Origin of the sequence: Streptomyces sp. NPDC048278 (assembly GCF_040652195.1) — a bacterium.
GTDB lineage: Bacteria > Actinomycetota > Actinomycetes > Streptomycetales > Streptomycetaceae > Streptomyces.
Genome location: NZ_JBEZLP010000002.1, coordinates 205,002 through 226,184, shown reverse-complemented (window position 1 = coordinate 226,184; position 21,183 = coordinate 205,002). Strand labels below are relative to the sequence as shown.

Annotated in this window: 18 protein-coding genes; 6 read left to right on the top strand and 12 right to left on the bottom strand. The window is 70.4% G+C overall.

Annotation, left to right across the window (positions count from 1 at the left end; genetic code table 11):
- Positions 1-184: 184 nt before the first annotated feature.
- Positions 185-949: a class I SAM-dependent methyltransferase gene (locus AB0D74_RS04565; RefSeq protein ID WP_362580519.1), complete on the bottom strand. Its 765-nt coding sequence runs from the start codon at positions 947-949 to the stop codon at positions 185-187.
- 104 nt (positions 950-1,053) lie between these two features.
- Entirely contained in the window at positions 1,054-1,878 is an 825-nt protein-coding gene (locus tag AB0D74_RS04560; RefSeq protein ID WP_362580517.1) for a maleylpyruvate isomerase family mycothiol-dependent enzyme, read from the bottom strand.
- A 182-nt stretch (positions 1,879-2,060) separates the two neighbouring features.
- Between AB0D74_RS04560 and AB0D74_RS04555 the strand changes: the two genes are divergently transcribed.
- The gene (locus tag AB0D74_RS04555) at positions 2,061-2,858 is read left to right on the top strand and encodes a carbon-nitrogen family hydrolase (protein WP_362580515.1); all 798 of its coding nucleotides are present in this window, start codon (positions 2,061-2,063) and stop codon (positions 2,856-2,858) included.
- A gap of 11 nt (positions 2,859-2,869) precedes the next feature.
- On the opposite strand, the gene AB0D74_RS04550 is transcribed toward AB0D74_RS04555, so the two are convergent.
- Complete coding sequence (locus AB0D74_RS04550; RefSeq protein ID WP_362580513.1) at positions 2,870-3,364, bottom strand: LURP-one-related family protein; 495 nt, start codon at positions 3,362-3,364, stop codon at positions 2,870-2,872.
- 118 nt (positions 3,365-3,482) lie between these two features.
- Between AB0D74_RS04550 and AB0D74_RS04545 the strand changes: the two genes are divergently transcribed.
- Complete coding sequence (locus tag AB0D74_RS04545) at positions 3,483-5,294, top strand: NHL domain-containing thioredoxin family protein (protein WP_362580511.1); 1,812 nt, start codon at positions 3,483-3,485, stop codon at positions 5,292-5,294.
- Positions 5,295-5,386: 92 nt separating this feature from the next.
- On the opposite strand, the gene AB0D74_RS04540 is transcribed toward AB0D74_RS04545, so the two are convergent.
- From AB0D74_RS04540 to AB0D74_RS04520, 5 genes are all read right to left on the bottom strand, one after another.
- Complete coding sequence (locus AB0D74_RS04540) at positions 5,387-5,545, bottom strand: hypothetical protein (RefSeq protein WP_294008171.1); 159 nt, start codon at positions 5,543-5,545, stop codon at positions 5,387-5,389.
- Between the two features lie 67 nt (positions 5,546-5,612).
- Complete coding sequence (locus AB0D74_RS04535; RefSeq protein ID WP_362580509.1) at positions 5,613-6,719, bottom strand: glycosyltransferase family 2 protein; 1,107 nt, start codon at positions 6,717-6,719, stop codon at positions 5,613-5,615.
- A 198-nt stretch (positions 6,720-6,917) separates the two neighbouring features.
- A complete protein-coding gene (locus AB0D74_RS04530; protein ID WP_362580507.1) occupies positions 6,918-7,166 on the bottom strand; it encodes a DUF6458 family protein in 249 nt (82 codons plus the stop codon).
- Between the two features lie 74 nt (positions 7,167-7,240).
- Positions 7,241-8,539, bottom strand: a complete 1,299-nt coding sequence (locus AB0D74_RS04525; protein WP_362580505.1) for a M18 family aminopeptidase — start codon at positions 8,537-8,539, stop codon at positions 7,241-7,243.
- Between the two features lie 82 nt (positions 8,540-8,621).
- Positions 8,622-10,448, bottom strand: a complete 1,827-nt coding sequence (locus AB0D74_RS04520; protein WP_362580503.1) for an acyl-CoA dehydrogenase — start codon at positions 10,446-10,448, stop codon at positions 8,622-8,624.
- 175 nt (positions 10,449-10,623) lie between these two features.
- Between AB0D74_RS04520 and AB0D74_RS04515 the strand changes: the two genes are divergently transcribed.
- The 3 genes from AB0D74_RS04515 to AB0D74_RS04505 all read left to right on the top strand — a co-directional run bounded on the left by AB0D74_RS04515 (position 10,624) and on the right by AB0D74_RS04505 (position 14,451).
- The gene (locus AB0D74_RS04515; protein ID WP_351486434.1) at positions 10,624-11,106 is read left to right on the top strand and encodes an SseB family protein; all 483 of its coding nucleotides are present in this window, start codon (positions 10,624-10,626) and stop codon (positions 11,104-11,106) included.
- Between the two features lie 318 nt (positions 11,107-11,424).
- A complete protein-coding gene (locus AB0D74_RS04510; protein ID WP_362580501.1) occupies positions 11,425-13,353 on the top strand; it encodes an Ig-like domain repeat protein in 1,929 nt (642 codons plus the stop codon).
- 120 nt (positions 13,354-13,473) lie between these two features.
- On the top strand, positions 13,474-14,451 hold the full coding sequence (locus AB0D74_RS04505; RefSeq protein WP_362580499.1) for a pirin family protein: 978 nt from the start codon (positions 13,474-13,476) through the stop codon (positions 14,449-14,451).
- A gap of 62 nt (positions 14,452-14,513) precedes the next feature.
- Here the strand turns inward: AB0D74_RS04505 and AB0D74_RS04500 are convergent, their stop codons facing one another.
- The 3 genes from AB0D74_RS04500 to AB0D74_RS04490 are packed head-to-tail and all read right to left on the bottom strand — an operon-like array spanning position 14,514 to position 17,783.
- On the bottom strand, positions 14,514-15,515 hold the full coding sequence (locus AB0D74_RS04500; protein WP_362580497.1) for a hypothetical protein: 1,002 nt from the start codon (positions 15,513-15,515) through the stop codon (positions 14,514-14,516).
- Positions 15,493-16,617: a DUF3696 domain-containing protein gene (locus AB0D74_RS04495; protein WP_362580495.1), complete on the bottom strand. Its 1,125-nt coding sequence runs from the start codon at positions 16,615-16,617 to the stop codon at positions 15,493-15,495. The genes AB0D74_RS04500 and AB0D74_RS04495 overlap by 23 nt, the downstream gene beginning before the upstream one ends.
- Positions 16,614-17,783: a DUF262 domain-containing protein gene (locus tag AB0D74_RS04490; RefSeq protein ID WP_362580493.1), complete on the bottom strand. Its 1,170-nt coding sequence runs from the start codon at positions 17,781-17,783 to the stop codon at positions 16,614-16,616. Before AB0D74_RS04490 ends, AB0D74_RS04495 begins: the two co-directional genes overlap by 4 nt.
- 140 nt (positions 17,784-17,923) lie before the next feature.
- On the opposite strand from AB0D74_RS04490, the gene AB0D74_RS04485 reads away from it, so the two are divergent.
- Positions 17,924-18,955, top strand: a complete 1,032-nt coding sequence (locus tag AB0D74_RS04485; RefSeq protein ID WP_362580491.1) for an AI-2E family transporter — start codon at positions 17,924-17,926, stop codon at positions 18,953-18,955.
- A gap of 24 nt (positions 18,956-18,979) precedes the next feature.
- Here AB0D74_RS04485 and AB0D74_RS04480 read toward each other — a convergent pair whose 3' ends face one another.
- Positions 18,980-21,091, bottom strand: coding sequence for a SpoIIE family protein phosphatase (locus AB0D74_RS04480; protein ID WP_362580489.1), 2,112 nt, complete (start codon positions 21,089-21,091; stop codon positions 18,980-18,982).
- Positions 21,092-21,183: the final 92 nt, after the last annotated feature.

The window sequence follows — 21,183 nt, the reverse complement described above, 5'->3', positions numbered from 1 at the left end:
CCCGTTCACCGTTGGTGGAGAGGCTCGGCGACCTGTGGGGGCGGGCGCCGTGGGCGGGTTTCCGTGCGTGGTCCGGTTTTTTCCCACCCGCGCACCGCCCGTTCACCGTTGGTGGAGAGGCTCGGCGACCTGTGGGGGCGGGCGCCGTCGGCGGGGTTCCGTGCGTGGTCCTGCCTGCCTCGGGTCAAGGCGCCGTAGGGACGAGGGTCAGGTAGGCGAGGCCGAGGAGGTTGCGGTAGGTGAGCCAGGCTGTGCGGTGGGTGTCCAGGCGGGATCGGGTTTCCGGGGCCATGGGGTGGGTGGGGTTGGCCGCCAGCCATGTCTCGGTGTCCGCCTGGTAGGCCGACTCGAACTCCTCCCACTCGTCGAGGTTCGCCGTCTCGGTCCACTCCGGGCGGAAGCCCGCGGCCACCGCGAGGTCGACCAGGCCCGCCAGGTCGCGGTGGTCGGTGACCGAGGCGTCCGGCCACATCCGGGCCAGCTCCGCCTCCGTCGGGGTCCGCTGCCAGAAGCCCTCGCCGAGCAGGACCCGCCCGCCGTCGGTCACCAGCCGCCGCAGTTCCCGCAGGACCGTCTCCGGATCGTCGCCCAGCGCCTGGCTCGCGCCCAGGCACAGCACCACGTCGGCCGGGCCGCGCCGGGTCCCCGCCGCCGACTCCCGCACGAACCGCGCGCGGTCCGTGAGCCCTCGCGTCCTCGCGTTCCGCCGCCCGCGCCGCAGGTCCTCCTCGCGCAGATCCACCCCGACCCCCTGTGCCGCCGGCACGGCGTCCAGCAGCCGGAGCAGCAGCTCGCCCCAGCCGCAGCCGATGTCCAGGACGGTGGCCGGGCGGGTCGCGGCGAGGCGCCGGACCATGCCGGTCGCGCGGGCCTCGGAGAGAGGGCCGTGGAAGGTGAGACGGGTGAGCCGGGGCGGGAGCTCGTCCTGCGGTGCGGGGGCGACAGTCATGGCGGGCACGGTAGGTCCCGACGGCGACCGTCGCCCACCGAATTACCGGCGCCCCGCTCTCACCGCTTCCCGCACGGATTCTTACCGGTTCTTGCTGCCGCTTCCTACGGCGTGACCGCGAAGTTCCGCAGGATCGCCGCCGTCAGTTCGGGGTCGCCCTCCGCCTTCACCCGGTCCGCGACCGCGTCCGGGGTGGTGCGGCCACAGGCCAGGCGGACGTAGGTCTCCCAGTCGAGGGTGAAGACGGCGGCGGGGCCGAGGGCAGGCGTGGTCTCCAGGGTGCCGCGGCCCTGGATGTCGATCCGGATCGTGCGCAGGAACTCGACCGGCCCGTGCACGTCGAAGATGACCGCCGAACTGCGCGGCGCGTCCGCGTCACCGGCGACCACCTTGGGCAGCGCGCCGAGCAGCACGTCCCGGGCGACCTGCGCGCCCGGCGAGTCGAGGCTGCCGGGCCGGCCCAGCGCCGCCCGCAGGTCCTGCTCGTGCACCCACACGTTGAACGCGTGGTTGCGCATGGCCTCTTCGAGCGGGATCTCCTTGCCCATCGGCCCGCGCACCAGGTGCCCCGGCTCCCGCGACTCGTTGCGCAGCTGGCGGTTGCGGCGGATGACCGTGTACTCCAGCTCCGAGGTCATCTCCGGCGCTGTGTGGTGGCGTCGTACGTCGACCTGCATCTCCGTGTAGCGCTGTTGCTCGTTGGTGACGTGGTAGAGGTCGCGCGGCAGGGTGTGGATGGGCCGCGGGTCGCCGAGCATCTCGCAGTCCAGGCCGATGACATGGGAGACCACGTCCCGCACCGACCAGCCCGGGCACGGTGTCCGCCGGTTCCACTCGCCCTCGACAAGCGGCGTCACCAGCTCGGATATCGCTTCGATGGAGTGGGTCCACGCGTCGGCGTAGGGCTGGAGGGTGGGATGCAGACTCACGGAACGGGACCCCTCGGCGGTCGGTACTCGGGCAGGTGATGGCGGCGCTGCCAGCGGGAGGTGGCTGCTGTCGGCGGGTGTCTTGAAACGCTAAGTTACGCTGCTGTGAGGCACCCCGGCAGTGCTTTCGTGTGACGATCGTAGGCCCGTGTGGACGACTCGAATGCCAGGACGGTGGTACTGTGCGCGCCTCACTCCTCCAGATCGATGTAAACGAGGGCGAATCGGTCGAATCTCGTCGGCAACGCGTGACCGGACTGGTACGCGAGCAGACGGACGCCGACCTCGTCGTCCTCCCCGAGCTGTGGACGACGGGCGCGTTCGCCTACGAGGAGTTCGCCGCGGAGGCCGAACCGCTCGAAGGCCCGACGTACGAGGCGATGGCGAAGGCGGCGAGTGACGCGGGCGTCTGGCTGCACGCCGGCTCGATCCCCGAGCGCGACCCGGACGGCCCCCTCTACAACACGGCGCTCGTCTTCTCCCCCTCCGGTGAGCTGGCCGTGGCCTACCGCAAGATCCACCGCTTCGGCTTCGACAAGGGCGAGGCGGTGCTGATGGGCGCCGGGCAGGAACTGGTGACCGTCCGGCTCCCGGAGACCACGCTCGGCCTGGCCACCTGCTACGACCTCCGTTTCCCCGAACTCTTCCGCGGACTCGTCGACGCCGGAGCCGAGACGCTGGTGCTCTCGGCGGGCTGGCCCGAGCGGCGACGCGCGCACTGGACGCTGCTGGCCCAGGCACGGGCGGTCGAGAACCAGGCGTTCGTGCTCGCCTGTGGAACGGCCGGGACGCATGCCGGAGTTCCGCAGGCCGGTCACTCGATCGTGGTCGATCCGTGGGGCGAGGTGCTGGCCGAGGCCGGCTCCGGCGAGGAGATCCTCACCGTCGACCTCGACCCGGCCAAGGTCGCCGCCACCCGCGAACAGTTCCCGGCCCTCAAGGACCGCCTGCTCGGCCTGGACCCGCCGCCCCACCGCTAGCCCTCCGCTCCCTAGTCCCCGTCCCGCTCCCGGTCGGCGAGGTGGATCACGCACACCGCCACCGCGATCAGCAGCGCCGGGTCCGCGTCGTCCCGTACCACGTCAAGGCCGTAGGTCTCCCGCACGTGCAGCCAGCGCCGGGAGACCACGGCCAGCAGCTCACCGTCGTACTCGACGGCGAACTCCCGGTCGAGGATCTTCCCGCTGACGTCCAGTTCGGTGCCCTCGGCCAGGCGCACCCGGTAGTGGTTGCGCAGCAGCGACAGCCGCTTGCGCCTGATGGTGGCCAGCGGCTCGCCCTCGCGTTCGATCACCATCGTGTCGCGCAGGGCGAACATCTTCTGGTGGAAGTCGACGAGCACCCGCCCGTGCCGGTCCTTCAGCTCGAACGTGTCCCGCAGCCGCATCGCCTTGCCGTCGACGAGGAACACCTTGTCGCCGTGCTCGTCCTCGATCCAGTAGTCCTCCCCGAAGCCGAGGAGCCGGTCGCGTACCAGGAATCTCATGCCAGTACCCCTTCCCGCCCCACCGGCCCGAAACGCCGCCGGTGGTCCGAGGGGGTGCAGCGCACCTGTCACCGGACGCACGGAATAGCGCCGGCGGTGCGTGTGGTTGGCTTGAACCATGGCAAAACGCGTACGTGTCCGGGCCCCCGAGCTGGTCGGCAAGGGCGGCTGGCTGAACACAGGTGACAAGCAGTACACCCTTGCTGACCTGCGAGGACGCATTGTCGTCCTGGACTTCTGGACCTTCTGCTGCATCAACTGTCTGCACGTCCTCGACGAGCTGCGGGAGCTGGAGGAGCGGCACCGGGACACGGTGGTGATCGTCGGGGTGCACTCGCCGAAGTTCGTGCACGAGGCGGACCACCGGGCGGTCGTCGACGCGGTGGAACGGTACGGCGTGGAGCACCCGGTGCTGGACGACCCGGAGCTCGCCACCTGGAAGCAGTACGCGGTGCGGGCCTGGCCGACGCTGGTCGTGATCGACCCCGAGGGGTACGTCGTCGCGCAGCACGCCGGCGAGGGCCATGCGCATGCCATCGCGCGGCTGGTCGAGGAGCTGGAGGCGGAGCACGAGGCGAAGGGCACCCTGCGTCGCGGCGACGGGCCGTACGTGCCGCCGGAGCCCGAGCCGACCGCCCTGCGCTTCCCCGGCAAGGCGCTGCTGCTGCCCTCGGGGAACTTCCTGGTCAGCGACACCACCCGGCACCAGCTGGTGGAGCTGGCCGAGGACGCGGAGACGGTCGTACGGCGGATCGGCTCCGGCACCCGCGGTTTCACCGACGGCACGGCGGACACCGCCGCCTTCAACGAGCCGCAGGGCCTCGCGCTCCTCGACGACGGCTCGGTGGTCGTCGCCGACACCGTCAACCACGCGCTGCGGCGGCTCGACCCGGCCACCGGTGAGGTGAGCACGCTCGCCGGCACCGGCCGCCAGTGGTGGCAGGGCTCCCCGACCTCCGGTCCGGCCCGCGGGATCGACCTGTCCTCGCCCTGGGACGTGGCCGTCTTCGGCGGCCGGGTGTGGATCGCCATGGCCGGCGTGCACCAGCTGTGGACCTACGACCCGGAGAGCGGGACGGTCGCCGTCGCCGCCGGAACCACCAACGAGGGACTGGTCGACGGGCCCGCGGCCGAGGCCTGGTTCGCGCAGCCGTCCGGCCTCGCGGCCACCGCCGACCGTCTCTGGGTCGCCGACTCCGAGACCAGCGCCCTGCGCTGGGTCGACCCGGACGGGCACGTCCACACGGCCGTCGGCACCGGCCTCTTCGACTTCGGCCACCGGGACGGCGCCGCCGGCCAGGCCCTCCTGCAGCACCCGCTGGGCGTCACGGCCCTGCCCGACGGCTCGGTCGCGGTCTCCGACACCTACAACCACGCGCTGCGCCGCTACGACCCCGCGACCGGCGAGGTCACCACGCTGGCGACGGACCTGCGGGAGCCGAGCGACGCGGTGCTGGCCGGCGACGAGATCGTGGTCGTCGAGTCGGCCCGCCACCGGCTGACCCGGCTGCGGCTGCCCGAGGAGGCGGTCCGGGTGGCGTCGGTCGCCCACCGCACCCAGCGCGCGGCGACCGAGGTCGCCCCGGGCAGGCTCCGGCTGGACGTGGTCTTCCAGGCCCCGGCCGGCCAGAAGCTGGACACCCGCTACGGCCCGTCGACCCGGCTCCTGGTCTCCTCCACCCCGCCGGACCTGCTCCTCAAGGGCGACGGGGCCGACACCGACCTGTCGAGGGAGCTGGACCTGAACCCGGCGATCACCGAGGGCGTCCTGCACGTCTCGGCGATGGCCGCCAGCTGTGACGACGACGAGGCCAACGAGTACCCGGCCTGCCATGTGCACCAGCAGGACTGGGGAGTTCCGGTACGGATCACGGAGGGCGGGGCGGACCGGCTTCCGCTCATCCTCGCCGGTATGGATCAGCGCCCCTGAAAGGGGCGCTGGGGGTACCCCCGGCCGGAGGCTGGGGGAGGAACTGCGCGACCAGCCCCCACGCACCCGCAGTCACAACACGGCCGGACCGGCTACCGCCTCCGCGGCACCAGCTTGAACACCGCGACCCCGGCCGCCACCAGCGTCGTGGCCGCCACCACCATCGCCATGCTGTTGATCCAGAGCCCGGTGGCGGCCAGCGTCGCACCGCCCGCGCCCGCCGTGCCCGCACCGATCACTCGTCCGTACATCGTGCTTCTCCTCTGAGGGTGGTCGCCATATGGGGGGTGGGGTCGGTGAGGGTGCCCGGCAACGGGCTCACGTGGCCACCCACTTCTCCTCGCTGCGGCGCACCAGCCCCCACAGCGAGGTGAAGTAGACGGCGTGCTGGAAGAGGTCGTAGAGCATCTCCGGGACCATCAGCGCGGCGACCAGGACGGCCTTCGGCCCCGCCCGCCGTACGGAGACGGTCTTCTCGACGACGAAGATCAGGCCGATCGCCGTCCAGAACGGGGACAGGCCCGGCCAGCCGTACAGCGAGGTGTACGCGGCCATGTAGGTCAGGTAGACCAGGAAGGAGAGCGCGCCGAAGCCCATGAGGAACTGCTGCATGAAGTAGCGGGCGGTGACGCGGGTCCAGCCGTAGTCGCGGAGGTTCTCCAGCGCACCGCGCTGCCAGCGCAGCCGCTGGTGCCAGAGTTTGGGGAGCGTCGGCATGACCTCGGTGGTGACCGCGCAGCCCGCCGGGGACATGGCCCGGTAGCCGAGGGTCTTGACCGCCTTGGTCATCTCGTCGTCCTCGGTCAGCGAGGCGAGGCTGTAGTAGCCGGTGCCGCCGCCGAGCTCGCCGGTGCGGCGGGCCGCGCGGACCTCGCGCAGCACGCGGGCGCGGAACATCGTGCCGGTGCCGGTGAGGACCTGTGCCCGGCCGCCGGTGCGGGACAGTTCCCAGGCGTAGCGGTGGAACTCCATGCGCTGGAGCAGGCCGAGGAAACCGCCGCCGTCCTCGCCGTAGAAGACGCCGCCGACCGCGCCGACCTTGCGGTTGAAGGTGGCGAGCGCGGTCTCGACGAACCAGGGGTTGAGGACGGTGTCGGCGTCCTGGACGAGCAGCAGGTCCCGGTCGTCGAGGTGCGGCAGCACCCATGCGATGGCCTGGTTGAGGGCGCCGGCCTTCTTGTGGGTGTTGCCCTGGGTCGGGAAGACCTGGGCGCCGTGGGCGGTGGCGACGCCGGCCGTGTCGTCGGTGCAGTTGTCGGTGACGACGACGATCAGGTCGGGACGGCGGGTCTGCTCCCAGAGGCCGTCGATCGCGGCGGAGATACGTTCCTGCTCGTTGTGGGCCGGGATCAGGACGGCGAGTCTGGGTCTGTCGCCCGGTTCCTCGGGCGCGGCGTGGGCACGGCGCGTGGCGTGACGGCGCACGGCTCGGTACCCCCTGTCGTGAAGATCTCGGTGGGTCCGGAAGCCGATGTTCCGGACCCGTCGTGATCCAGAGTCTTCACGAAATCTGTACAACTCCGGTAGTTGAACGCAGTAACAGATTGTTCACGGTTGCCTGTGATGACCCTGTGGGTACCGCTCTGACCGCTCTGGCTGCTGTGTCCGTTACATGCCAAACGGTCAGGCGCCGTACCCGTCGCCGTATCCGTCACGGTGGTGATGGTGCCGGTCCTCCTCGACCACGGTCGTCGGTGGCACCATGACCCGCCGGCGGCCGGCGATGCTGCTGAATGTGGCGACCCCGATGATGCCGACGGCCATCAGGATCAGGCCGACGACGTCGAGGTTGACGCCCTGCATGTGCCAGTCGGTCGCGAACGCGAGGATGGCCCCCACGGCGATGAGGATGATGCACCCGCCGAGCCCCATGAGCGTTGCCTCCCCTTCAGGTTCGGTGGCTTTGGTCCACGTCGGGTACCCAGGGTCGGACGGGTCATGTGCAACTACCCCTCCAGGAACGCCGCCAACGCGTTGGCCAGCAGGAACGGGTCGTCGGCGCCGCACAGTTCGCGGGCGCTGTGCATGGAGAGGATGGCCGCGCCGATGTCGACGGTCCGGATGCCGTGGCGGGCCGCGGTGATCGGGCCGATCGTGGTGCCGCAGGGCATGGAGTTGTTGGAGACGAAGGTCTGGAAGGGGACCCCGGCCTTCTCGCAGGCGGCGGCGAAGACCGCGCGGCCCGAACCGTCCGTGGCGTACCGGTTGTTGACGTTGACCTTGAGGATCGGGCCGCCGTTGGCGCGGGGGTGGTGCGTCGGGTCGTGGCGCTCGGCGTAGTTCGGGTGGACGGCGTGACCCATGTCGGAGGAGAGACAGACGGTGCCCGCCAGGGCTCTCGCCCGGTCCTCGTGCGACCCGCCGCGGGTCAGCACGGAGCGCTCCAGCACGCTGCCGAGCAGCGGACCGTCCGCGCCGGTGTCGGACTGGGAGCCGGTCTCCTCGTGGTCGAAGGCGGCGAGGACGGGGATGTACGGCAGCTCGGCGCCGCCCGCCGCCACGGCCGCCAGCGCTGCCGTACCGGCGTGCACGGAGAGCAGGTTGTCCAGCCGGGGGCCGGCCATCAGCTCCTGGTCGCGGCCCAGGTAGGCGGGCGGTTCGACGGCGTAGGTCATCAGGTCCCAGCCGGTGACGGAGCCGGCCGGCAGGCCCGACTCCTGCTCCAGGAAGGCGATCAGGTCGCCGTCGCGGACGTCGTCGCCGAGGCCCCAGATCGGCTGGAGGTGGCGCTGCTTGTCCAGCTTGAGGCCCTCGCCGCTGACCGAACGGTCCAGGTGGATGGCGAGCTGGGGCACCCGCAGCAGCGGCCGGTCCACGTCGACGAGGCGGGTGGAGCCGTCGCGCAGGCTGAGCCGGCCGGCCAGGCCCAGGTCCCGGTCGAGCCAGGAGTTCATGAGCGGTCCGCCGTAGATCTCCACGGCGACCTGGCGGAAGCCGTGCGCCCCGGTGTCCGGACGGGGCTTGACCCGCAGGTTCGGGGAGTCGGTGTGGGCGCCGACGATCCGGAACGGCGTGTGCGGCGCGGCGCCCTCCGGGACGTACCAGGCGATGATCGCGCCACCGCGCAGCACGTACCGGCCGCCCGAGGTGCCGTCCCAGGCGTCCGTCTCGGCGATCTGCCGGAAACCGGCCTTCTCCAGGCGGGCGCCGGCGTTCGCCACGGCGTGGTACGGCGTGGGACCGGCCGCGAGGAAGGACATCAGGTCGTCGGTGTGACCGCGATCGAAGCGGGAGGGTTCGCTCATGTGCTTCACCTTAACGACGTTCGGTGGCCCGCTCCCCGGAGAGGGAGCGGGCCACCGTGGCGGAACCGGTCGGCAGGAACGGTCAGAAAGCGGCCTCGTCCAGCTCCATCAGGTCGAGTTCGACGTCGGCCGCGATCTTGCGGGCCAGGGTGACACCCGGCAGCACGTTGGCCGCGAAGAACTTCGCTGCCGCGATCTTGCCGGTGTAGAAGGGGACGTCCTTCGCGGAGGCCGTCTCCAGCTTCTCGGCGGCGACCGCGGCGCCCTTGAGGAGCAGGTAGCCGACGATCACGTCGCCGGAGGCGAGCAGCAGGCGGGTGGTGTTGAGGCCCACCTTGTAGATGTTCTTGACGTCCTGCTCGGTCGCCGCGAGGTCGGTCAGCATCAGGCCGACGATCGCCTCCAGCTCGACGGCGGCCTTCGCGAGGTGCTCGCGGGCGCCCGCCAGCTCCTCGCCGCCGGTGCCGAGCGCCAGGAACTTCTTGATGTCCTCGGCGAGGGAGTTCAGCGCCGCGCCCTGGTTGCGGACGATCTTCCGGAAGAAGAAGTCCTGGCCCTGGATGGCGGTGGTGCCCTCGTACAGGGTGTCGATCTTGGCGTCGCGGATGTACTGCTCGATCGGGTACTCCTGCAGGAAGCCGGAGCCGCCGAAGGTCTGCAGCGACTGGGCGAGCTGCTCGTAGCCCTTCTCGGAGCCGTAGCCCTTGACGATCGGCAGGAGCAGGTCGTTGAGCGCGTGCTCGGCCTTCGGGTCCTCGCCGTTCGCCTCCTTGACCGTGATCGCGTCCTGGACCGAGGCGGTGTAGAGGACCAGGGCGCGCATGCCCTCGGCGTACGCCTTCTGCGTCATCAGCGAGCGGCGGACGTCGGGGTGGTGGGTGATGGTGACCTTGGGCGCGGACTTGTCCAGGAAGTTGGCGAGGTCCGGACCCTGGACGCGCTCCTTGGCGTACTCCAGGGCGTTCAGATAGCCGGTGGACAGCGTCGAGATGGCCTTCGTGCCGACCATCATGCGGGCGAACTCGATGATCCGGAACATCTGGCGGATGCCCTCGTGCTTGTCGCCGATCAGCCAGCCCTTGGCCGGGTGGCGGTCGCCGAAGGTCATCTCGCAGGTGTTGGAGGCCTTGAGGCCCATCTTGTGCTCGACGTTGGTCGCGTAGACGCCGTTGCGCTCGCCCAGCTCGCCGGTCTCGAAGTCGAACAGGTACTTCGGGACGAGGAAGAGGGACAGGCCCTTGGTGCCGGGACCGGCACCCTCCGGCCGCGCCAGCACGTAGTGGAGGATGTTCTCCTCCATGTCGTGCTCACCCGAGGTGATGAAGCGCTTGACGCCCTCGATGTGCCAGGAGCCGTCCTCCTGCCGGACCGCCTTGGTACGGCCGGCGCCGACGTCCGAACCCGCGTCGGGCTCGGTGAGCACCATGGTCGAACCCCAGGTCCGGTCCACGGCGAGCTGCGCCCACTTCTTCTGCTCCTCGGTGCCCTCGTCGAAGAGGATCCGGGCGAACGCCGGGCCGGAGGAGTACATCCACACGGCCGGGTTGGCGCCGAGCACCAGCTCCGCGTACGACCAGATCAGCGACGGGGGAGCGGTGGTGCCGCCGATCTCCTCCGGGAGGCCCAGGCGCCAGTACTCCGAGTCCATGAAGGCCTTGTAGCTCTTCCTGAAGGACGCGGGGACCGGGGCGGTGTTGGTCTCCGGGTCGAAGACCGGGGGGTTGCGGTCGGCGTCGGCGAAGGACTCCGCGAGCTCGTTCTCGGCGAGCCGGGTCAGCTCCGCCAGGACGCTCTTCGCGGTGTCGGTGTCCATCTCGGCGAAGGGACCGGTGCCGTACAGCTTGTCGCGCCCGAGCACTTCGAACAGGTTGAATTCGATGTCGCGGAGGTTGGACTTGTAGTGCCCCATGGTGACGGCTCCGTATCCGGATCGGCGAGGCACTGAATCCTCGCGCAAGCTTTCACATACCAACGAGTAGCTCCGATGATGCTACCCGTCGGTAATAAGACGCAACCCCCATCGGTGAAGTGTGAGAAGGGTCTACCTTCTCGCGGACGCCGCGTGTCTCGGTAGGCTTGCGCGCATGTATGGATACGGCCAGCCCATGGACGGTGGGGCCGCGCAGCAGCAGTACGCGTCGTCGCAGCAGCAGATGGCCGGCGGCCTCGGCGGGTACGGCCAGCAGCCGCCGCTCTACCCCGAGCCGTCGCCGCCCTCGCTGGCGGACGCGGTGCGCGCGTTCACCACCGGTCAGCTGACCGCCGAGGACTTCCAGCAGGTCTTCGCCACGTCCAAGGTGTACTGCCCGCGGGGTGACAACCCCGGGTTCCTGGCCCTGCACAACACCCAGCAGCCGGTGATCCCGATGTTCACCTCGCTGAAGGAGCTGCGCCGGTACGCGGGCAAGGAGTCCAAGTACTTCGTGATCACCGGCGCGGAGGTCATCGACCTTCTTCCGACCGGTTACGGATTCGTCCTGGACATGGAGGGCGAGCACCGGATGGTCTTCGACGCGAAGGCCGTCGAGCAGATGGTGGAGTTCGCGATGCGGCGGATGTACGGGTAACGCTCCGCTGGGAGCGCCGTGGTCTGCGGTCTGTCGAGTGTCGGCTGCGGGCCGGTGGGGGCTGGTCGCGCAGTTCCTCCCCCAGCCTCCGGCCGGGGGTACCCCCCCAGAGCCCCTTGCGGGGCGCTGTACTGCGGGCCGCTGAAAACTCACACCCCGAAAACTCACTCCCCGGTTGTCACAGGCATGCCATAGGGTTCGGTCTGGCAGCCGCGCCCCGCGCGTAACCGCTTTTCAGCGGTTGTGTCCGGGTGCCGCGCGGCGCTCTCATCCGCCCGGCGAACCCGGGTTCTCACTGGGGGTTTCAGCACTGTGCGTATGCGCAGCACTTCGGTCGCGACGGCGCTCGCGGTCGTACTCGGCTCGACGGCCCTGGGCCTCGCCACGGCCGGCACCGCTTCGGCCGCCTCGGCCGTTCTCACCACGCCCGTCGGTCTGGTCGTGGACGGTGCCGTGAAGCGTGTCTTCGTCTCCGACGAGGCCGACGGCCGCATCGTGGCCACCGACTACAACGGCACCGTCGTCGACGTGCACACCGGCCTCGGCGACGTCAGCGGCCTGGCCCTGTCGGACGACGGCGCCACCCTGTACGCGGCCCAGGCGACCGGTCACGCGATCCTCGCGCTGGACGCGGCCACCCTGGACATCAAGGCCACCTACGACATCGGCGCCGGGGCCACCCCGCGCGAGGTCGCGTTCGCGGGCGGCCGGGTCTGGTTCTCGTACCGGACGGACGACGCGGACGGCATGCACGGCAACCTGGGCTCCGTGGACCCGGCCGCCGCCGATCCGGCGACCGCGGTGACCCTGGGGCAGCTGCCGGCGGGGGTCGCCCCCTACTACAACTCGGGTGTGCTCGACGCGAACACGGCCGCCCCCGGCCTGCTGACCTACACCGACAGCGGGACCACCCCGGGCGCGATCAACCTCCTCGACGTCTCCGGCGCCACCCCGCAGCTGGTCGCCAAGACGGACGACGGGCGCTACGGCAACGACGTCGACCTCGTGCCCGGCACCTCCGAGGTGCTGTGGAGCGGCCACCAGAAGCTGGGCTACGCCGACGGCGCCTTCACGGACGGCACGAGCCTCAGTGAGTACGGCTGGTACGCCGACGTCTCGCCGGACGGCCTGATCGCCCAGGTCTACGACCGCCACCTGAACATCTACAAGGCGGGCTCCGACACTCCGGTGCGCCGCTTCGACGCCGGCAACTCCACCATGGGTGCGGCGGCCTGGGCTCCGGACTCCTCCCGGGTGTTCGCCCTGGCCGGCAACTACGACAACACGTACACCCTGAAGGCGTTCGCGTCCCCGGCGCTGAGCGCGCCGACCCTCACCGTCAACGCGCCGGCGTCCGCGTCCCGTGCCAAGAAGCTCACCGTCACCGGAAAGATCACGGCCGGCGTCCCGTTCCCGGCGGGTACCCGGCTGTCGGTCACCCGGACCGACCTGGAGTCCCCGAACGGCAAGGCGCTGGCCGCCGTCACCGTCAAGGCGGACGGCACCTACTCCTTCGCCGACACCCCGCCGGCCGGCGGCACGGTCACCTACGCGGGCGACGCCGACCACACCACGGCCACCGCCTCCGACAAGGTCGCGGTCTCCCGCGCGGGTACGAGCCTGAGCCTGAACAACAACGGCAAGCTGTACAACTACGGCACCGACGTGAAGTTCACCGCGCACCTGGGGACCACGTACAAGAACCGCTCGGTCAAGATCTACGCGGACCCCTTCGGCGGTGACAAGGGCAAGAAGCTGATCAAGACCGGCAAGGTGGACTCCCACGGGAACATCGCCGCGTGGGTGGACATGACCCGCGACACGGCCGTCTCCGCGGTCTTCGACGGGGACGCCCGCTACGCGCCGAAGACGGTGAAGGCCACGGCGTACGCGCGGGTCAAGATCTCCACCGCGGTCACCAAGCACTACAAGACGGCGAAGATCGGCTCGACGTCGTACTACTGGTTCCACAAGAACACCGACCCGGTCGTCACCACGACGATGACCTACTACCCGGGCCGCCAGCAGCGCCTCGACCTGCAGGTCTACTACCAGGGCACCTGGTACTCCGCGGACTCCGAGTACTTCCCGGTCTCCTCGAACGGCAAGTCGGCCGTGCGGATCGGGGCGCCGGGTGAGTCCGGGATCCGGGCGCGGGTGCGCTCGGTGTACGTCAACGGCTCGTCCGGGGACACCGTGAACTCCACCACGTACGGCGGGTGGAAGTACCTCTACTTCAGCAACTGATCCACCGATCACCGATCGGAGAACGACCGGGCCCGGAGGGAATGTCCTCCGGGCCTTCTCCGTTAGGGGTGGCAGAAAGTTCAACGCTCAACTAAAGTGGGCGCACAAGGAGGAGCCAACATGCCTGCAGTGACTGTCGAGAACCCGCTCACCCTGCCTCGGGTGGCCGCACCGGCCGACGCCGTGGCCCGTCCCGTGCTCGCCGTCACGACCGCGCCGAGCGGTTTCGAGGGCGAGGGTTTCCCGGTGCGCCGGGCGTTCGCGGGGATCAACTACCGCCACCTCGACCCGTTCATCATGATGGACCAGATGGGTGAGGTGGAGTACGCGCCGGGCGAGCCCAAGGGCACCCCCTGGCACCCGCACCGCGGCTTCGAGACCGTCACCTACATCATCGACGGCATCTTCGACCACCAGGACAGCCAGGGCGGCGGCGGCACCATCACCAACGGCGACACCCAGTGGATGACGGCCGGCTCCGGTCTCCTCCACATCGAGGCTCCGCCGGAGTCCCTCGTGGTGTCCGGCGGTCTCTTCCACGGCCTCCAGCTGTGGGTGAACCTGCCGGCCAAGGACAAGATGATGGCGCCGAGGTACCAGGACATCCGCGGCGGCCAGGTGCAGCTGCTGACGACCCCCGACGGCGGTGCGCTGCTGCGCGTCATCGCGGGCGAGCTGGACGGCCACGCAGGCCCCGGCATCACCCACACCCCGATCACGATGATCCACGCGACCGTCGCCCCGGGCGCCGAGGTCACGCTGCCCTGGCGCGAGGACTTCAACGGCCTGGCGTACGTGCTGGCCGGCAAGGGTTCGGTGGGCGCCGAGCACCGTCCGATCCACCTGGGCCAGACGGCCGTCTTCGGCGCGGGCTCCTCGCTCACCGTCCGCGCGGACGAGAAGCAGGACTCGAACACGCCGGACCTGGAGGTCGTGCTGCTCGGCGGGCAGCCGATCCGTGAGCCCATGGCCCACTACGGCCCGTTCGTCATGAACACCAAGGACGAGCTCATGCAGGCCTTCGAGGACTTCCAGAAGGGCCGCCTCGGCACCATCCCGGCCGTCCACGGCATGACAGAGACCGGCCCCCAGTCGTAACGGGATAAACCGGGAAATCCTCCCCGGCCTGGGAATGGTCCCAGGCCGGGGATTTCGTTCCGTCAGGTGTCCAGATGGTCGGCGAAGATCCCGATCAACACGCGATTGCCCTGCGCCGGGATCGGCAACGAGAAGTGGACCCGGTCCCGGTCCCACAGGCGCTTGCCGTGCCATTCGCAGCGGTACTCGACGCCGTCCTCGTAGGCGACGTTGCGTTGCTCCCAGGCTTTCGCGTTGCGCTTTGTGTTCGGGCTCTCCGGGGAGATGTCCAGACCCATCGCGGCGAAGCGGGCGATGACCTGCTTCTGATCGCCCGCGCATGCGGACAGAGCCTGCGTGAACTGGTCGTTCAGAGCGCCGAGCAGCGCCACGAGCCAGGGCAGTACGTCGACGTAGGCACCCTTGAAGTGGTTCAGCCGGAGAGACTCCGCGAACAGCAGGTCGGGGAAGGCGTCCGGGGTGAGGTCGAAGAAACGCTCGGCCGGGACGCTCTCGGCGGTGAAGATCGCACGCCAGAATCCTGGGGTCTCTCCGGGGAGACGTAAGAGATGCAGCCGCACCGCGTCCTCTCCGGCCTCTGTGCGCCGTGCGACAGTGATCCAGCCGGAGGGCCAGTCCTGCGCGGCGGAGGCGTACGACGGCCACAGGCAAGAGGTGGCCCGGCCGGCCGCGGCGCGCGCGAGGGCATGCGCCATCCCCCAGGACGATTCCCGCCAGTCGCTGTCCGGGGCGTCGGCTCTACGGACCGGACACGGGAGATCCGCCTCCCCCGGAGACACGATCCGGCACTTCTGCAGAAGCTGTTGCAGGAGACGGCGCTCGTCTGTCGGCAGACCGGCGTCCGGGGTGTAGAGGGCGTCGAGCAAGGTGACGGACGGGCGGCACTCCGTGTCGTAGGCGGCGTCCAGAAAGGCCGCTCGATGGCCGTCGGCCAAGGGCTCCAGCAACTCGGCGAGCGTGTCGAGGGCCTCGGCCAGCCCGGAGTCCGGCAGCTGCCGCCAGTCGAAGCACTCCTCACCGACGACGACGCGGTAGTCGTCTTCACCTGCTGCGTCGTCGGGCACGGGCCAGCCTCCCCAGGTCGGTCTCGATCTGGTCGAAGAAACCGCTCGGCCAATGGCTGAGTTCGCCCCTGTCGTCGATGGCGATGGGCAGGGAGCGGTCGTGATCGAAGTAGTGCACGAGCATGTCCTTCGCCGCCAGGGAGCGGTCCTGCGCCACGGCGAGCCGGGCCCCGTTGAGCACGTGATCGCTGTGGGTCTCCACCAGAACCTGCACCCCGCTACCCGCCACCTGTGCGAGGAAGCGGCCGAGCCGGGACTGTCCCGCCGGGTGCAGATGGGCCTCCGGGTTCTCCACGATCAGCAGATCGCCGGGCTCCGTCAGCAGACCGGCGACGATGACCGGGAGTGCGTAGGAGACTCCGAAGCCGGTGTTGGCCGGGCGGACCTCCTCGCCGCTCAGCCCGGCCTCGCCGAACCGGATGGTTCCGGCCAGGATGCCGACGGCCACTCGTGCCGTGATCCGCAGCGGACGGATGATCTGCGAGGCCCAGGCCTCGGCCTGGAGCCTGAGTTGGGGCCCGGCGGCCTCGGGATGCCGCAGCGGCTCACGAACAGCCCGGCGGCTGGTCACCGCGCGGGTGTCGCGCAGCGCCAGGACCTGCGCGGTGAACTCGCCCTGGACACCAACTCCGATCCGGTCGGGCTCCTCCGCGGAGACCTCGAGGGTGTCCCGCGGGCCGAGCCGTTCAGCGCACAGATAGGTGAATGCGGGATCCCTGACGTCCCGCCCGATTCCCGGCACGGACTGCACCGGCCGCCGCCGCGCTTCCAGATGCAGTGCCAGTTCCGAGTCGGGCAGGCCGAGCACGTACACCCAGGACTCACCGTTCGGCCCACCCAGCCGTACCGTGATCTCCCGCGCGTCGGTCGTCCAGTTCAGCACGTCCCGGGCCTCGCCGAGAGCCAGTCCCAGCGGACCGTTCAGCCGGATCGCGTCACCGGCCGTGCCACGCGTGGTCTCGGCGAGCCTCGCCAGCAGCAGAGACTGGATCATGGTGCTCTTGCCGCCGCCGTTCACCCCGGTCAGCACGGTGAGCGGGCGCAGTTCGAACGACTCCGACTCGAATCGCTTGAAGCCCCGGATTTCCAGGGAGGTGATCACTTGCCAGCTCCGGCGTCTGCCCTGGCGGCCTTGAAGCGGTAGTCGACCCGGCCCCGGTCGGCGGTCGAGGACGTGATGGCGTTGAGATAGCCCACGTCGGTAGTCATCCGCTCACGAGCCGCAGCGACGATCGCCGTGCGGCGGCTGCGCAGGTCAGCGGTGGAGTGGTGGGGGTCGGCCAGGGCCATCGACCACGTTTCGAACAGGGCGCGGTTGATCGGGCGGCGGTAGTCGTCGCCTTTCGGCCACTTGCGGAAGGCATGCTCACCGAAGACGAGGAAGGCATGGGCCATCGCCCGTTCGAAGGCCTCTTCCAGATCCTCCACCCGCTCGGCCGGGACGGCCTTCGGCGAGTCGAGCATCTCGGTGGTATCCATCAGGAACTGCTCCATGACCGGTCGCTCGTGGTAGGCCTCGACGCCCTTGAGCCAGAACGCGGCGAACCGCAGGGCCATCTCGCGGTCGTTCATCCGGATATGGTCGGTGAGCCCGCCCCCCGTGGCCTTGGCGAAAGCGGCGGTATGGGTCATCCGGTGCAGGACGTCCCGGCTGCGCGGGCTGCTCATGCAATGCCGGATCTCCTGGGCATTGAGCGGAGTGCCACCTGTGTTGATCCGCTTGAAGATCTCGTACGTCACCCCACGCGGGGTTGTCGGATCGATCACGTTGACGATCAGCTGCGTGTTGTTGATGCGACGCTGAAACGGCATGGGGAGGTCACTGAAGCGCAGATCCTTGAGGTTGTTCAGGTGCTCCAGCTTTCCCAGCGGGAAGCCGTCCACCCCGCCGCGGACGAACGCGTGGAGCGTGGACAGCCGTTGCAGGCCGTCTACCACTCGGAACGAGCCGTCCGCGTCCTCGGCGAAGTAGAACGCGGGCAGCGGGATCTGGAGCAGCAGGGACTCGACGAGCAGGGACTTCTGGTCGGCGCGCCACACCCGCAGTCGCTGGAAGTCCGGCGCCAGCTCGATGGATCCCTCGTCGATCTGGTCGAGGATGTTGCGCAGGGAGAACTGGCTGGTGTTCACCCGGATCTGGTCCGGGTTCCACGGCCGCTGGATCTTTGTCGTGTCCTCGCCGGTGTCCTCCACCTCGATGCCCGTGGCGAGCCCCTCGAACACGTCCTCCACCACGAGCGGAGCCGTTTGCGTCCCGTCGATAGCCATGCGCGTCATCCTAGGGGCGGGCCGACCGGCGGCGGCCGCCTTTCGGAGGTCCTCACCCGCCCACTCCGCTCCTGGCCGGCGTCACCCTGCCGGTGGATTCCGGTACGGCATCGGCAGCGCCCGCGTGATGCGCTGGACTCGTGCAGCTGTTGCCCGAGCCCGTGCGCCGTTTCGCGGCGTGGTGTGCCGTGCTGCTGCTGGCCTCCGGGGTCGGCTACGTCGGCATCCGGCTCTGCTCCGAGTTCCGCACCGCGGTGACCCCGGTCCTGCTCGCCCTGCTCGGCACCGCCCTGCTCGGCCCGCTGTACCGACGACTCGTGCGGGTCGGCGTGCACCGCTCCCTCGCCGCCGGGCTCACCTGCGTCGCGGTCGTCGCCGTCGCCGGCGGTGCCGTCTACATCGTCGTCGCGGCCCTCGTCGACACCGGCGACGAGATCGTCGCCTCCCTCAAGCACGCCGCGAAGTCCGTCGCCGAGCACTTCGGGGCCGCCGGAACCTCGGTCGGCGACCTGGCCGGCAGCGCCAAGGAACTGCTCGCGAAGTTCGGCGGCACGGCCGCCTCCAACGTCATCAGCGGAGTCAGCGTGGTCGGCGAGGGCATCGCCATGGCCGTTCTCGCGCTGCTGCTCGTCTTCTTCTTCCTGCGCGACGGGGACCGGGTCGTCTCCACCCTCCGGTCCGTCGCGCCCGGCTCCAGCGCCGACATGGTCGAGGCCATGGCCCGCAGGGCCTTCGAGGGCATCGAGGGCTTCATGCGCGGCACCACCGTGATCGCGTTCATCGACGCCGTCTGCATCACCGTGGGCCTGCTGGTCCTGCGCGTACCGGGCGCCGTCGGGCTCGGCGCGCTCGTCCTCGTCGGCGCCTACATCCCCTACCTCGGCGCCTTCATCTCCGGCGCCGTCGCCGTCCTGGTCGCCCTCGCCGACCGCGGCTTCGTCATCGCGCTGTGGGCGCTGGGCGTCGTACTCGCCGTGCAGGTGCTGGAGGGGCACGTGCTGCAGCCCGTGATCCAGAGCCGGACCGTGCAGATGCATCCGGCGGTGGTGATGCTGACCATCACGGCCGGTGCCTCCGTCGCCGGGATCCTGGGCATGCTGCTGGCGGTACCGCTCACCGCGGCGGCCTTCGGGGTCGTCCACGAACTGCGCGCCCGGTACACCACCGGCTGACACCGGCGACCGCACAGCCCCCCGCTACGGCTTGCCGGCCTCGTACAGCTCGAACCAGATGCTCTTGCCCTGCCCGCGCGGGTCGACGCCCCAGGCGTCCGCCAGGATCTCGGTCAGGACCAGGCCGCGGCCGGAGGAGGCCAGCTCGCCCGGGCGGCGCTTGTGCGGGAGGTCGTCGCCCGCGTCCGTGACCTCGACCCGCAGCCGCCGTTCGGGGGCCTGGCCGGAGACCTCGGCGAGCAGCAGCGCGTCCGCGTCGGTGTGGACGAGGACGTTCGTGAGCATCTCGGAGACCAGCAGCACCGCCGAGTCGACCTGGTCGGGCGAGCCCCAGTCGTGCAGCAGCTCGCGCACGTGCTGGCGGGCCTCGGCGACCCGCTCGGGCTCGTCCTGCGCCACCGACAGCAGGGTGCGCCGGATCCGCGGCCGTACCGCCAGCGGCTCGTCGCCCCGGCCGACGCCCGGCCGGGACATCAGCAGCACCGCTATGTCGTCCTCGCGGCGGTCGGCCAGCGGCCCGGTGGTGTGGTGCGAGGAGGGCCCGTGCACGGCCTGGACCAGCCCGTCGGCCAGCTTCTCCAGGTTGCCGTCGCCGTGCTCCTCCATGATCGTCCGGATCCGCTGCCAGCCGCTCTCGATGTCGTGGCCGCCGGTCTCGATCAGACCGTCGGTGCAGATCATCATGGTCTCGCCGGGTTCGAGGGCGAACCGCGTCGTCGGGTAGTCGGCGTCCGGGTCGATGCCGAGCGGCAGCCCGCCCGCCGTCGGCCGCCGCAGCACCGTGCCGTCGGCCATCCGGATCGTCGGGTCCAGGTGGCCCGCACGGGCGATCTCCAGCACCCCCGTCGCCGGATCCGCCTCGACGTACAGGCAGGTCGCGAAGCGCAGGTCGGCGTCGTCCTCGGCGTAGGTGATCCCGTGCAGGAAACGGGAGGCCCGGGAGAGCACCGCGTCCGGGCGGTGGCCCTCGGAGGCGTAGGCGCGCAGCGCGATCCGCAGCTGGCCCATCAGCCCCGCGGCCCGTACGTCATGGCCCTGGACGTCGCCGATGACCAGGGCGTGCCGGCCGGACGGCAGCGGGATCATGTCGTACCAGTCGCCGCCCACCTGGAGCCCGCCGCCGGTCGGTATGTAGCGGGCGGCCGTTTCCATGCCGGGTATGTCGGGGCCCAGCGTCGGCAGCATGGAGCGCTGGAGGCCGTCCGTCAGCTCCCGCTCCGAGTCGGCGATCCCGGCCCGGGACAGGGCCTGCGCCAGCATCCGGGCCACCGTGGTGAGCACGGACCGCTCGTCGGGGGTGAACGACACCTGGTAGGTGAAGCCCGCCATCCAGGCGCCCATGGTCCGCCCGGCCACCGTCAGCGGCAGGAAGGCCCAGGACTGCCGGCCGAAGCGCTCGGCGAGCGGCCAGGTCACCGGGTAGCGGGACCTGTACTGCTCGGCCGAGGAGAGGTAGACCGCCCGGCCGGTCCGGGCCACCTCGGCCGCCGGGTAGTCCGTGTCCAGCGGCATGCTGGTGAAGGGGCTGTTCTCGTCGATGTCCTGGCCGTGGTGGCCGATCATCATCAGCCGGTCGCCCTTGACCCCGAAGACGACCAGCCCGTCCGGGGAGAACCCCGGCATCGACAGACCCGCGGCGACCCGCAGCACCTCCTCCGTGGACCGTGCCTCGGCCAGCGCCCGGCCCGCGTCCAGCAGGAACGCCTCCCGTGAGCGCCGCCAGTCACCGGTGACCGGATGCTGCACGGCGGTGCCGGGGGAGGGTTCGGAGACCTCCTGGATGGTGCCGGTCACCCGGTACACGCGCTCCTCGGAGTCGTACACCGGTCGGAAACGGCTGCGCACGGTCCGGATCAGCCGGCCCCGCTCGTCCATGACCCGCAGCCGGACCTCCCCGAGGGTGCCCTCGACCGCGGCCAGCCGGGTGATGCTGGTGTTCTCGTTCCAGTCCACGGGGTGGAAACGGGACCGGACCAGGGCCTCCGACAGGACGGACGGTTCGGCCGGCAGCCCGATCAGCCGGGCCGCCTCCGCGTCCGCGGTGACCAGCCCGGTGGCGGTGTCCCAGTGCCACAGCCCGGTCGCGAGGGCGGCGAGGACGTCCTCCACGGCGGGCAGGGGCTCGCCAGTTCGCATTGCCCCACTTTAAGAAGATGAGATCGGAGACTGCCACTGTTTCGGGAGGGATAAATGGTGGGGAGCCGATCTTTGCCTGCCCGGTACCCTTG